The organism is Natronomonas marina (genome assembly GCF_024298905.1).
Taxonomy (GTDB): domain Archaea; phylum Halobacteriota; class Halobacteria; order Halobacteriales; family Haloarculaceae; genus Natronomonas; species Natronomonas marina.
The window spans coordinates 812,804-825,382 of the sequence record NZ_CP101154.1; the positions used below are offsets into that span (position 1 = coordinate 812,804).

Consider the following 12,579-nt stretch of genomic DNA (forward strand, 5'->3'; position numbering starts at 1 on the left):
CGGGTACGTGAGACAGTCGTGATCCAGGCACCGCCGGGGAAACTCGCCCGATGAAGGGGTTCACCGACGAGGAGCGCGACCGGATTCGGGAGGAGCTTCACCGGGCGGGCCGGGAGCTTTTCACCCGGTTCGGACTCGAGCGGACCCGCATCGAGGACCTGACCGACGAGGTGGGTATCGGGACGAGCACGTTCTACCAGTTCTTCGACTCCAAGGAGGCGCTGTACCTGTCGATACTCGTCGAGGAGCGCGAGCGGGTCGCCGCGGAGCTGGCGGCGGAACTGGAGGCGGCACCCGACGTGCGGGCGGAGGTCCGACTCACGATAGAGCACTTCCTCGAAGAACTGTCGTCGAACCCGCTGTACTACCGGCTGCTCATCGAAGACGAGATACGGACCCTCCACGGCCAACTCTCCGAGGAGATCGTCGCCGAGCACCACCGCGAGGCGATGGCGGCCCACGACGACCACGTCGACCGGTGGGTGTCGGACCCCGCCTTCCGGGTCGACGACGCCGAGCGACTCCAGGGGCTGTTCCGCTTGCTCGGCTTCACCATCGCCGCCCGGGAGGAACTGTTCGAGCCGGCCGGTGCCGTCGACCTCTACGAGTCGAGCCAGGACCTGCTCGTCGACGTGGTCGTCGACGGCCTGTTCGTCGAGGAGTAAGGGCTACTGGGACTCGACGAGCCCGTAGGTGGACTCGAGGTGGTCGATTATCCAGTCGACCGTCGAGGGGTCGTAGGTCCAGAAACCGTAGAAGGTCCGCGACTCCCGTTCCTCGGCCAGGAGCGCACACTTGTTGACGTCGATGCCGGCGCCGTCGTAGGCGACGAACCACGAACGCTCTATCTCGTCGGTCCGCTCGACGTGGATGGTGAGGTCGGTGTCGTGGGCGGGAACGTCGGCGTCGGGGTAGGCGTAGGCGTGGACGTCCAGGTCGCCCTTCCCGGCGAGGCGGCCGTAGACGTCCATCTGGTCTTCGAGGATGGAGAGCCGCTGAAAACCCGAGTGCAGCGCGCCTTTTCCGACCCGCCAGGCGCGGTCCTCTATCTCGCGGGAGGCGGCGACCATCTGTCCGATGGCGTAGGAGGTGAACATCGTCTCGTCGAGGTGGTCGAGGATGGGGCTGTAGGCCCGGTCGTCGAACTCGGGTTCGGTCTCGGCGCTTGTGGTTTCCAGCACCTCCGTGACGTCGGCCGCCGTGACGAACCGGCCGTCCTCGGCCAGCACCGCGAAGGAGTCCGGCTTGCCGCTGGGCGTCCGCTCGCCGGTGACCGTCAGGTTCCGGTCGCGGAACTGCGCGCGGAGGGCCTCGACGCGTTCGGCGTCGGCGTTGAACACCGTCAGCGTCTTCTCGTGGTCCTCGACCCCCGCGATGAGTTCGGTGAGGGACATTCGGTTGTGGGGTACCATGACACTGCTCCTAATAAGCCTGTGCCCAAATTCGCGCGGTCGTGACAGTCGAGGGCTGCCGGAACCGCCGGCGGGGAGTCTATGTTTAAAGACCTATATCATTATTAATCCGTGCTAATACCTAGCAAACGCTTTTAATGACGGCACTCGAAGTTCGCGCAAGGCGCCCGACTGGGCGCAGTGATACACCATGTCCGAGGAACTCGTCTGGCGAATCGCGGGCGGCTCCGGCGACGGGATCGACTCGACCAGCCAGAACTTCACGAAAGCACTGATGCGGTCGGGGTTGCACGTCTTCACCCACCGTCACTATCCGTCGCGCATCCGCGGCGGCCACACCTACGTCGAGATACGCGCCTCGCCCGAACCGGTCCGCTCGCGGGGCGACGGCTACAACTTCCTCCTGGCGCTCGGGGACTCCTTCGCACGGAACCCCCAGGAGGAGGCCTACTACGGCACCGAGGAGATAAAGCCGCTGACCGAGAACCTCGACGACCTCCGGGAGGGCGGCGTCATCGTCTACGACGAGGGGCTCATCGACGTCGAGGACGTGCCCGACTTCGAGGCACGCGTCGAGGAAAACGACTGGCACGTCTACCCGCTGGACCTCCGTAGCCTGGCCCGCGAGAAGGGCCGGGAGGTGATGCGGAACACCGCCGGCGTCGGCGCGACCGGCGCGCTCCTGGAGTACGACCTGGGCCACATCGAGGACCTGATGGCCGACGCGATGTCCGGCGAGGTACTCGAGACGAACCTCGAAATCCTCGAGGCCGCCTACCAGCAGGTCGACGACCTGGAGTTCTCCCACGACCTCCGGATGCCCGAGGGGAGTCACGACAGCGAGCAGGTGCTGCTCTCGGGGTCCAACGCCATCGCCTACGGCGCCCTCGACGAGGGCTGTCGGTTCATCTCCGGCTACCCGATGACGCCGTGGACGGAGGTGTTCACGCTGATGGCCCAGCACCTCCCCGAGGTGGGCGGCATCTCCGAGCAGGTCGAAGACGAAATCGCGGCGGCGGCGCTGGCGCTGGGCGCCTCCCACGCCGGCGTCAAGGCCATGTCCGGGTCCAGCGGCGGCGGCTTCGCCCTGATGTCCGAACCGCTCGGACTGGCCGAGATGACCGAGACGCCCGTCGTCCTCGTCGAGGCGATGCGGGCCGGTCCATCGACGGGCATGCCGACCAAACCCGAACAGGCCGACCTCGAACACGTCCTCTACACCAGCCAGGGCGACTCCAACCGGGTCGTACTGGCGCCGGGCAACGTCAGAGAGGCCTACGAGCAGACCCGGACGGCCTTCCAGTTGGCCTACGACTACCAGTTGCCCGCCATCGTACTGTACGACCAGAAGCTCTCCGGGGAACTGCGCAACGTCGACGAGTCGTTCTTCGACCGTGAGCCGAACGCGGACCTGGGGGCGACGCTCTCCGAGGACGAGATCGCGGAGGCGGCCCACCACGCCTCCGGGAAGTTCCAGCGCTTCAAGCACGACCCCGGCGAGAACGGCGTCTCGCCCCGCTCGCTGCCCGGCCAGAAGGGCGGGCGGTTCCTGGCGACCGGCAACGAGCACACCCCCGAGGGCCACATCAGCGAGGACCCCGACAACCGCGTCGCCCAACTGGAGCGACGGATGCGGAAGCTCGAGGCCATCCGCGAGGAACTGGACGGCCGCGAGGAGAGCCACCAGACGCTGCACGCGCCCGTCGAGGACGCCGACTACGGGATTCTGACGTTCGGCAGCCAGCAGGGCACCGTCGAGGAGGCCGTCGACCGACTCGCGGCCGACGGCCACAGCGTCAAGTCGCTGGGCGTCTCCGAGATGATGCCGCTGGCCGAGGCCGAGGTGACCGCGTTCCTCGAGTCCGTCGAGGAGGCGCTGGTCGTCGAGATGAACGGCTCCGCGCAGTTCCGCGGGCTGATTCAGAAGGAACTCGGCCGGTTCGGCCCCAAAATGAACAGCCTCCTGAAGTACAACGGCAACCCCTTCGAGCCCGCGGAGGTGGTCGAGGGGTTCGAGACCATCGTCGACGGCGACGAACCGGCCCCGACGACCCGGTTCGTCCCCGCGGCAGGTGACTGACAATGAGTGCATTCAACGCTATCGGCGAGGAACGCGAGGTAGAGCGCGACGAGTACACTCCCGGCATCGAGCCGCAGGCGACGTGGTGTCCGGGCTGTGGCGACTTCGGCGTCCTGAAGGCGCTGAAGGGCGCCATGGCCGACCTGGGCAAGGACCCCGAGGAGATACTGCTGGCGACCGGCATCGGCTGTTCGGGCAAACTGAGCAGCTACTTCGAGAGCTACGGCCTCCACACCATCCACGGGCGGGCGCTGCCGATCGCTCGGGCCGCGAAGCTGGCCAACCCCGACCTCGAGGTGGTCGCCGCCGGCGGCGACGGCGACGGCTACGGCATCGGGGGCAACCACTTCATGCACACCGCCCGGGAGAACCACGACATGACCTACATCGTGTTCAACAACGAGATATTCGGGCTGACGAAGGGCCAGACGTCCCCGACCAGCCCGAAGGGTCACAAATCGAAGACCCAGCCCCACGGCTCGGCCAAATCGCCCATCCGGCCGCTGTCGCTGGCGCTCACCTCGGGCGCGAGTTACGTCGCCCGGACCGCCGCCGTCAACCCCAACCAGGCCCAGGAGATACTCGTCGAGGCCATCGAACACGACGGCTTCGCCCACATCGACTTCCTGACGCAGTGTCCCACCTGGAACAAGGACGCCAAGCAGTACGTCCCCTACATCGACGTCCAGCAGGACGACGACTACGAGTTCGACGTCTCCGACCGCGAGGAGGCGGCCCGCATGATGCAGAAGACCGAGGCGTCGCTGTACGAGGGCGAGGTGCTGACCGGCCGGTTCTACCACGAGGCCGACCGACCCTCCTACGGCGAGGAGAAACGACAGGTCGGCGAGATGCCCGACGAGCCGCTGGCCGAGCGCTACCACGACGACGACTACGAGTGGGAGCGAAGCTACGACCTGCTGGACGCCCACAAGTAACGGTCGTCGAGACTCAAACCGGCGTTTGATATTCGGCATCGGTCTTAAATAACGGGCTCCAAGGGCCGTCCATGCCGACCGACCCGACCCGTCGCGGCTACCTCGGCCTGCTGACCGGCGGGTCCCTGGCCGCACTCGCGGGCTGTACCGGCGACCCCAGAACCGACCCGTCCCCGGACGACGGCTCGCCGACCCCCACCGACCCGACCGAGCGCGCACCGACCGGGACGGCCGGCCCGCCGACCGTCATACTGACGCCGGTCGATGACCCCCGCGAGGCGCGGTCCACCGGCCGCGTCTCGGTCTATCCGGACGAGTTGGCCGACTGGATACGGACCGCCGCCACCTCGGACCGAACCCTCCGGAGACACGTCTCGACGGGCCAGGAGATGCCCCGGCCGCCGCTTCCGGCCCTGCGGGACGTCCGCCTCGTCGACGAGGCCGGCGACGCCGACGGCCACTACGACCTCGACGTCGACGCGGGGACGCGCTACGAGATGCTCGTCGGCGCCGACCCCGTCGAACCGCCGGGAGACGCCACGGTGACGGCCGTCGGGGACCTCTCCCGCGAGCGCCGCAATCTCGCCGTCGCCGCAATCGAGGGGGACGCGAGCGGGGGCCGCGTCTACCCCGAGACCGAACTCGGCGAGTGGGCCCGCGAGTCGTTCTTCGGCGGCTACTACCGCCACGACGGCGAGACCTACCGCGGCTACGAGGTCCAGCAGACCGACGCGGTCTCCTCCAGCACGGAGGCGTGGTACGTCATCTCGGCGTCGGAGAACCGCGAGGGCGACGACGACACCGTTCTCGGCCTCCCCGCTCTCGACGACGTGCGGGCGGAGCTCGAGGCCGCGGGGCTCGGGGAGGCCACCGAGGAGATCAGAATCGAGGACCCCCCGGGCGGCCTCGAGACGTACGCCCTCGAAACGGCGATGGTCCTGACCCACCTCGCGCTGTTCAGGGTCAGCGTCGAACAGCCGTAGCCGGAGCGCACTGACCCTACGTTCGCACCTACCGGCATACCCCTCGGGCCATCCGCGGTTTTACCCGCCGACGCGCACACGTCGACACGATGCGACTGCACTGGCACCGGCGGGACCTCCGACTCGCCGACAACGTCGGCCTCGCGGACGCCCCGGAGGACCCGGCGGGCGTCTTCGTCTTCGACGATGCGGTGCTCGAACACGCGGGCGCGCCCCGGGTGTCGTTCATGCTGGACGCTCTCGGGTCGCTTCGGGAGGCGTACCGCGAGCGGGGGTCGGAGCTGTTCGTCCGTCGCGGCGACCCCGCCGAGGAACTGCTGGACCTCGCGGCGACGCACGACGCCGAGGTAGTGTCGTGGAACCGCGACTACTCGGGGCTGGCACGGCGCCGCGACGAGCGGGTCTCGGCGGCGCTGAAGGAAGCCGATCGCCTGCCACAGAAGTTCCACGACGCCATCTGTCACGAACCGGGCTCCATCACGACCAACGCGGGCGAGCCCTACTCGGTGTACACCTACTTCTGGAAGAAGTGGCGCGACCGGGAGAAGGACGACCCCCGAGAGGTGCCCGAGTTGGCGGCGGCCGACGACGACGAGCCGCTCCCGACGTGCTCGGAACTCGGCTTCGAGGAGCCGTCGGCGTCGGTCCAGCCGGCGGGGACGGCGGCGGCCCGCCAGCGGCTCGACTCCTTTCTGGAGTCCGATGTTTACGCGTACGACGAGCGCCGCGATTACCCGGCCGACGAGTGCACCTCGCGGCTGTCCCCGCACCTGAAGTTCGGCACCGTCGGCATCCGGGAGGTCGACGAGCGGGTCCGGTCGGTGCTCGATGACGCCGAGGGCGAGGCCCGCGAGTCCGTCGCGGAGTTCCGCTCGCAACTGGCCTGGCGGGAGTTCTACACCCACGTCCTCAACTTCAACCCGGAGGTGGTGACGGAGAACTACAGGTCGTACGAGAACGACATCGAGTGGGAGGACGACGAGGAGTTGCTCGCCGCCTGGGAGCGCGGCGAGACGGGCTACCCCATCGTCGACGCGGGGATGCGCCAGCTCCACGAGGAGGCGTACATGCACAACAGGGTGCGGATGATCGTCGCCTCCTTCCTCACGAAGGACCTCCTCGCCGACTGGCGGCACGGCTACGACCACTTCCGGGAGATGCTGGTCGACCACGACACGGCCAACGACAACGGCGGCTGGCAGTGGGCGGCCTCGACGGGCACCGACGCCCAGCCGTACTTCCGTATCTTCAACCCGATGACCCAGGGCGAGCGTTACGACCCCGAGGCCGAGTACATCGCCGAGTACGTCCCGGAATTGCGTGGCGTCGACCCCGAAACCGTCCACTCGTGGCACGAACTCGGGACCGACGAACGGCGGAGCGCCGCGCCCGACTACCCCGACCCGGTCGTCGACCACAGCGAGCGCAGGGAGGCGGCGCTGGCGATGTTCGAGCGGGCGAGGGGGGAGGACAGCGAGGCCGAATGAGGAAGGGGAGAGAGGTCTCGTGAGGAAGCGAGCGGGAGGAGGAAAGGAGTCGGAGCGGTGGGTCCGATGGCAGGGGTGAACCTTTCTCCGTCCTGCGATATTGGTTTGAGGTGTGTTACCGTTCGACAGCGAAGTTTTAACAGCGATGGCGGAGAGTTGTACAACTGGAGGTCGATATAAATGTCCGAACATTCCAACCCCGAGCTTCCGCCGCTCCCGTACGACTACGACGCCCTCGAACCGTCCATCTCCGAGCAGGTCGTGACGTGGCATCACGACACCCACCACCAGGGGTACGTCAACGGCCTGGAGAGCGCCGAGGAGACGCTCGCGGAGAACCGCGAGGCGGGCGATTTCGGTGACTCGGCGGCCGCCATCCGCAACGTGACCCACAACGGGTCGGGTCACTACCTGCACACGCTGTTCTGGGAGAACATGTCCCCGAACGGCGGTGGCGAACCCTCGGGTGCCCTCGCCGACGCCATCGAGGAGGACTTCGGCTCCTATGAGGGCTGGAAGGGCGAGTTCGAGGCCGCCGCGGGCGCCGCCGGCGGCTGGGCGCTTCTGGTCTACGACCCCGTCTCCGACCAGTTGCGCAACCTCGTCGTCGACAAGCACGACCAGGGCGCGCTGTGGGGCAGCCACCCCATCCTCGCGCTCGACGTCTGGGAGCACTCCTACTACTACGACTACGGTCCGGACCGCGGCAGCTTCATCGACAACTTCTTCGACGTCGTCGACTGGGACAACGTCGCAGAGCAGTACGAGAAGGCGACGAGCCAGTAGGCCGACCGCAGTCACAACACCGGATTTTCTTTGGGCGTCAAGTTGGGTAGGGTCGGGTCACGTCAACTCGAAACAGTTGGAAACTGAGAGGAGCCTCGTGCTGAATAGAGGTTCTATGCAGCAGTAACGTCCGTGCGAGCGGAGCGATCGGGGGCCCTGACGGCGAGGCCGAAGGCCGAGCCGTCCGCCTTTTTTACCGAATTTTTGCGCCGAGCGGTTCGCCGAAGACGAACCCGAGCCGAAAAAAGTTCGCGCCCGCTATTCAGCAGCGCCGTCCGCCGGTACCACGCCGCCGTCACGAGTGGCGTGCCGATATCATGGAGTCTCGGCTCACCGTGGATGGTCGGTCTGACGGTCTCGCTACGTACAACCACGAACCGGGGGTCGTTCGGAACCAAATTGGGCCGGAGTTTGGCCGTAGTTCGGCGAATACCGAAGGGGAGATTCCTGTTGTATCGGATGTGAGCGAAAAATCATCCGGACGGTTCGATCGACGCACGGTCCTGAAAACGAGCAGTGCAGCCGCGATCGCAGCGCTCGCCGGCTGTTCGTCCTCGGGTAACGGGGACGACCCCACGCCGGACGACGAGGACCCGACAGCGACGGCGACCGAGGCGGACGACGGGCAGGCGGAGTTCGTCATCGAGCCCAAAAGCACCGGCAACCCGTACGCCGACGCCAAGACGGCCGCGGGTCACGTCGAGGGGGCTGCCAAGACACTCTCCGGCGGAATCGCTGCCGGCGCCGACCTCGCCGGCGACCCGGCGAGTCAGGCCGCGGAGTTGCGCGCGACCCTCACCGGGTTGCTGCAGGAGCACGTCTATCTCGCCGGCTACGCGGTCGATGCCGCCTTCAGTTTCGGCGCCGACAGCGACGAGTTCGACCTCGCTGCCGAAGCGCTGGACGAAAACTCGGTGGCGCTGGCCGACGTCATCGGCCAGGCCGCTGGCTCCGACAACCGCGAGACGTTCCTTGGCCTGTGGCGCGACCACATCGGCTTCTTCGTCGACTACGCGCTTGCGGCCGCCGAAGACGACGACGAGGGCCGCCAGGCCGCCCTCGACGACCTCGACGGCTACACCGACACCGCCGGCACGTTCTTCGAGGACATCTCGGGCGGCGAGCTGCCCGCCGACGCCGTGACGGAGAGCCTCGACGTCCACATCGATACCCTGACGGCCGCGATCGACGGCTTTGCGGCCGGGGAGGCCAGCGCGTTCGACGACCTCAAGGCCGCCGCAGACCACATCGTGGGAAGTGCCAGCGTGATCGCCGGCGGGTTCGTCGCCGCGCTCGACATGAACGGCGACCCCGACTCGGCGGCCTCGGGGCTGCGCGCGACCCTCACCGCCGGGCTGCAGGAACACGTCTACCTCGCCGGCATCGCGGTCAAGACAGCCTACGCCGCGGGGCTCGACAGCGGCGCGTTCGACGCGGCGGCGGGCACGCTCGACACCAACTCCGTGGAACTCGCCGACGCCATCGGCGAGTTGGCCGGCTCCGAGAACCGAGATGCGTTCCTGAGCCTGTGGCGCGACCACATCGGCTTCTTCGTCGACTACGCGGCGGCTGCCGCCAGCGACGACAGGCAGGGACGGGCGGCGGCAATCGAGGACCTCGAGGGGTACACCGGCAGCGCCGGCACGTTCTTCAACGACATCTCGGGTGGCGAGCTGCCCGCAGACGCCGTCGCCGGGAGCCTCGAAGAGCACATCGCGACCCTGGCCGGTGCCATCGACTCGCTGGACGCGGCGATCAACGGCTGAGACCCGCCGCGTTTCCCCGCTGACGCCGTTGGACGCCGCCCCGCTCGTGGGGGCGAACGATAGCTGCGCTTTCTTGCGGATTTCTCGGAGTCCTCTGGTCAGGACGTCGCCGTTAGCGTTCCGGCCGTGGCGGCCGCCCGCGTTCGGCAGGTGTCACTCGGCGCCCGGATGCGCCACTGCGAGAGACCGCCATCTATTCAGCACGCTCCCTGACACGTCTCACCGGACGGGGCTTCGACAGGTCGTCAACCCCTAAAACCCCGGCGCCGTACCGACCGACATGCCACGACCGCGCGAGGAGTTCGAGGACCTCCGGTCCTTCGAGTTCCGCGACCCCGAGGAGGTTCTCGAGGACGACTACCTCTACACCGTCTACGAGATCGCACGACTGCTGCAGGGCGTCGACCCCGACCGGGAGATGGACGCCGAGACGGAGGCCATCCTGCTGGACTGGGCCATCCCCTGGATGCTGGACAACAGCGAGGCGTTCGTCTTCGCCGAACCGGACGCCGAGGACGAACCGGGCTACTACGGACTGCAATGAAACTGCTCGTCGCGGGCAGCAGCGAGGTCGACGCCGGCAAGACGACCTTCACCGCGGGTCTCGTCGAGCGGACCGGCGTCCGGGGGTTCAAACCCCGCGCCGGCAACGGCTTCTGGTACGACCACGACGACTACCGCCGGGCCGTCGAGACGGGTCGGCTCTACGGCAAGGACGCCAAGAAACTGGCGGCCGCCTCGCCGGGCGAGGTCCGACCCGAGGCCATCAACCCGGTCCATCGCCTGTGGATGCCGGTCCCCGGCGGCGGCAAGGGTCTGCTGGGCCGCGAGGAACGGGCCTTCCTCGTCGACCGGATCACGCCTCCCGCGGGCGAGGACCGCTACGTCGTCAACGGGACCGTAAACGTGCCCGAGGAGGCCGAACGCGGATTGCCGCTCGACGAAGCGACGGTCGTCGAGGCACTCCCCGAACTGAACGACCTGATGGCGCGGTCGCACGGACCCGCCCTCGACGCCCTCGGCGAGCGCATCGAGAGCCGGGAAGCCGCAATCGTGGAGTCGTACTCGGACATCGCCCGGCCGCTGTCGGCGTTCGTCCCCGACGCGGTCGCGGTGGTCGAACCCCGTCGCTGTCGGGTCTACGACGGCGAACGGTACGCGAAGGCCTGCGACGTCGCAAGCGGCAGTGCCCACGAGGGACGCCTCGAAGAACGGGTCGGCCACGTCACGGACCTGCTTGACCCTGCGGCGTCGGTGACGCTGCCGGCCCTCGCCGGCGAGGAGCGGGCGGACCTCGGTGCGGTCGCGTCGGCCTACGGCGAGGCCTACGAGGCGCTGCTCTCGACGGTCTGATGGAGTAACGGAAACGACGACGCCGCCGTACAGACGCACGGGCCGCTCGCAACGGCGGGTCGTCGGGGATCAGGGTGCCCTGCGGTGGGAGGCGGCGACGGCAGCACCGCCGGCGGCCCCCGGCCGAACGCCCGGCCGGGACCGCACGACCGTCTCCCTCCGAGGTCGTGGGGGTGTAGCCTCTCGGACGCGTCTGCGCCCGAATCGAGGCTTGCCGGTGGTAAATACGTTCTCCCAATTCTATCCCATCTTCGCCGCCTGGGCCGCGAGTTCGACGTGATACAACGGGTTCGAGTCGACGGCCGGCCCGTGGCCGACGTACATCGCCGACAGCGTTTCGTCGAGCGTGGCCAGCAGGTACTCGATGCTGTCGACGAGCGTCTCGCGGTTGCCCTCCGGCAGGTCGGTCCGGCCGAACCCCCCGTTGGCGAACACGAGGTCGCCGGCGAACAGGATGCCCGCCTCGGCCGAGTGAAAACAGAGGTGGTCGTCCTTGTGGCCCGGCGTGTGCAGCGCCTCGAAGTCGTGGTCGCCCAACCGGACGGTCTCGCCGTCCTCGATGGCGTGGTCGACGAGCGGGTGGTCGGGGTCGTACCCCCAGATGTCGACCCCGAAGGCCTCGACGACCGACTCGACGTTGCCGACGTGGTCGGGGTGGGTGTGCGTCAGGACGAGGGCGTCGATGCTTCCCGTGGCGTCCTCGATGCGGGCGACCGCGTCGAAGTCGGACCCGGCGTCGACGAGGACGGCCCGCTCGCCGTCGACGAGGAAGGCGTTGCTCGTCATCGACCGGACGCCCGCCGCGATGTTCCGAACGGTGGTCATTACCCGCCGTAGTCGGCGTGACCGCTTGTGTTTTTCCACTCCAGGCGGTCGCCGACTCCGAAACCGTCAAACCCGAACCCGGCCAATCTCCGGGTAGTAGATGACCCTCACCAAGCGCATCATCCCCTGCATCGACGTCGACGTCGACGAGGAGGGGAACGCGGCGGTCTACACCGGCGTCAACTTCGAGGACCTGGAGTACACCGGCGACCCGGTCGAACTCGCCGAGAAGTACAACGAATCGGGCGCCGACGAGTTCGTCTTCCTCGACATCACCGCCTCGGCGGAGGGTCGAGAGACGATGCTGGACACCGTCTCGGCGGTGGCTGACGAGTGTTTCATCCCGCTGACGGTCGGGGGCGGCATCCGGACGACCGACGACATCAAGGAGACGCTGCGGGCGGGCGCCGACAAGGTCTCGATCACGACCGGCGCCCTGGAGCGGCCCGCCCTCATAGAGGAGGGCGCCGAGGCGTTCGGCAGCCAGTGTATCGTCATCAGCGTCGACGCCCGGCGGCGCTTCGACGAGGCCGGCGAACAGTACTTCGACGTCGGCGGCGAGAGCGCGTGGTTCGAGTGCACGAAGAAGGGCGGCCGCGAGGGGACCGGCGTCGACGTCCTCGAATGGGTCAACGAGGCCGAGAACCGCGGCGCGGGCGAACTGTTCGTCAACTCCATCGACCGTGACGGGACCAAGGAGGGCTACGACATTCCGCTCCTGCGGGCGGTCTGTGAGAACACCTCGACGCCGGTCATCGCCTCCTCGGGCTGTGGCGGCCCGGAGCACGTTTACGAGGTGTTCGAGGAGGCCGGCGCCGACGCGGCCCTGGCGGCCTCCATCTTCCACTTCGGCGAGTACACCATCGCCGAGGTCAAGGAGTACCTCGACGAGCGCGGGGTTCCCGTCCGGCTGTAACCGCTCGACCGACGCCTCATCCGAATCCATCGG

Annotated in this window: 12 protein-coding genes; 10 read left to right on the forward strand and 2 right to left on the reverse strand. The window is 68.0% G+C overall.

Annotated elements, in window-relative coordinates:
- The first annotated feature begins 50 nt into the window (after positions 1 to 50).
- Positions 51 to 665, forward strand: a complete 615-nt coding sequence (locus tag NLF94_RS04355) for a TetR/AcrR family transcriptional regulator (protein WP_254840243.1) — start codon at positions 51 to 53, stop codon at positions 663 to 665.
- Positions 666 to 668: 3 nt separating this feature from the next.
- Here the strand turns inward: NLF94_RS04355 and NLF94_RS04360 are convergent, their stop codons facing one another.
- On the reverse strand, positions 669 to 1,394 hold the full coding sequence (locus NLF94_RS04360; protein ID WP_254840244.1) for a DICT sensory domain-containing protein: 726 nt from the start codon (positions 1,392 to 1,394) through the stop codon (positions 669 to 671).
- A gap of 208 nt (positions 1,395 to 1,602) precedes the next feature.
- Between NLF94_RS04360 and NLF94_RS04365 the strand changes: the two genes are divergently transcribed.
- The 8 genes from NLF94_RS04365 to NLF94_RS04400 all read left to right on the forward strand — a co-directional run bounded on the left by NLF94_RS04365 (position 1,603) and on the right by NLF94_RS04400 (position 10,805).
- The gene (locus NLF94_RS04365) at positions 1,603 to 3,492 is read left to right on the forward strand and encodes a 2-oxoacid:acceptor oxidoreductase subunit alpha (protein ID WP_254840245.1); all 1,890 of its coding nucleotides are present in this window, start codon (positions 1,603 to 1,605) and stop codon (positions 3,490 to 3,492) included.
- 2 nt (positions 3,493 to 3,494) lie between these two features.
- Positions 3,495 to 4,430 carry a thiamine pyrophosphate-dependent enzyme gene (locus tag NLF94_RS04370; protein WP_254840246.1) on the forward strand — a complete coding sequence of 312 codons (936 nt, stop codon included), beginning with the start codon at positions 3,495 to 3,497 and terminating at the stop codon, positions 4,428 to 4,430.
- Positions 4,431 to 4,501: 71 nt separating this feature from the next.
- Complete coding sequence (locus tag NLF94_RS04375; RefSeq protein ID WP_254840247.1) at positions 4,502 to 5,413, forward strand: hypothetical protein; 912 nt, start codon at positions 4,502 to 4,504, stop codon at positions 5,411 to 5,413.
- Positions 5,414 to 5,502: 89 nt separating this feature from the next.
- Complete coding sequence (locus NLF94_RS04380) at positions 5,503 to 6,900, forward strand: cryptochrome/photolyase family protein (protein WP_254840248.1); 1,398 nt, start codon at positions 5,503 to 5,505, stop codon at positions 6,898 to 6,900.
- A 180-nt stretch (positions 6,901 to 7,080) separates the two neighbouring features.
- Entirely contained in the window at positions 7,081 to 7,686 is a 606-nt protein-coding gene (gene sod / locus NLF94_RS04385) for a superoxide dismutase [Mn] (RefSeq protein ID WP_254840249.1), read from the forward strand.
- A 461-nt stretch (positions 7,687 to 8,147) separates the two neighbouring features.
- Entirely contained in the window at positions 8,148 to 9,452 is a 1,305-nt protein-coding gene (locus NLF94_RS04390; RefSeq protein ID WP_254840250.1) for a hypothetical protein, read from the forward strand.
- A 280-nt stretch (positions 9,453 to 9,732) separates the two neighbouring features.
- A complete protein-coding gene (locus NLF94_RS04395) occupies positions 9,733 to 9,996 on the forward strand; it encodes a DUF5827 family protein (RefSeq protein ID WP_254840251.1) in 264 nt (87 codons plus the stop codon).
- A complete protein-coding gene (locus NLF94_RS04400) occupies positions 9,993 to 10,805 on the forward strand; it encodes an ATPase (RefSeq protein ID WP_254840252.1) in 813 nt (270 codons plus the stop codon). The genes NLF94_RS04395 and NLF94_RS04400 overlap by 4 nt, the downstream gene beginning before the upstream one ends.
- Positions 10,806 to 11,045: 240 nt before the next feature.
- Here NLF94_RS04400 and NLF94_RS04405 read toward each other — a convergent pair whose 3' ends face one another.
- On the reverse strand, positions 11,046 to 11,630 hold the full coding sequence (locus tag NLF94_RS04405) for an MBL fold metallo-hydrolase (protein ID WP_254840253.1): 585 nt from the start codon (positions 11,628 to 11,630) through the stop codon (positions 11,046 to 11,048).
- A 100-nt stretch (positions 11,631 to 11,730) separates the two neighbouring features.
- Between NLF94_RS04405 and hisF the strand changes: the two genes are divergently transcribed.
- Positions 11,731 to 12,546 carry an imidazole glycerol phosphate synthase subunit HisF gene (gene hisF / locus NLF94_RS04410; RefSeq protein WP_254840254.1) on the forward strand — a complete coding sequence of 272 codons (816 nt, stop codon included), beginning with the start codon at positions 11,731 to 11,733 and terminating at the stop codon, positions 12,544 to 12,546.
- Positions 12,547 to 12,579 lie beyond the last annotated feature (33 nt).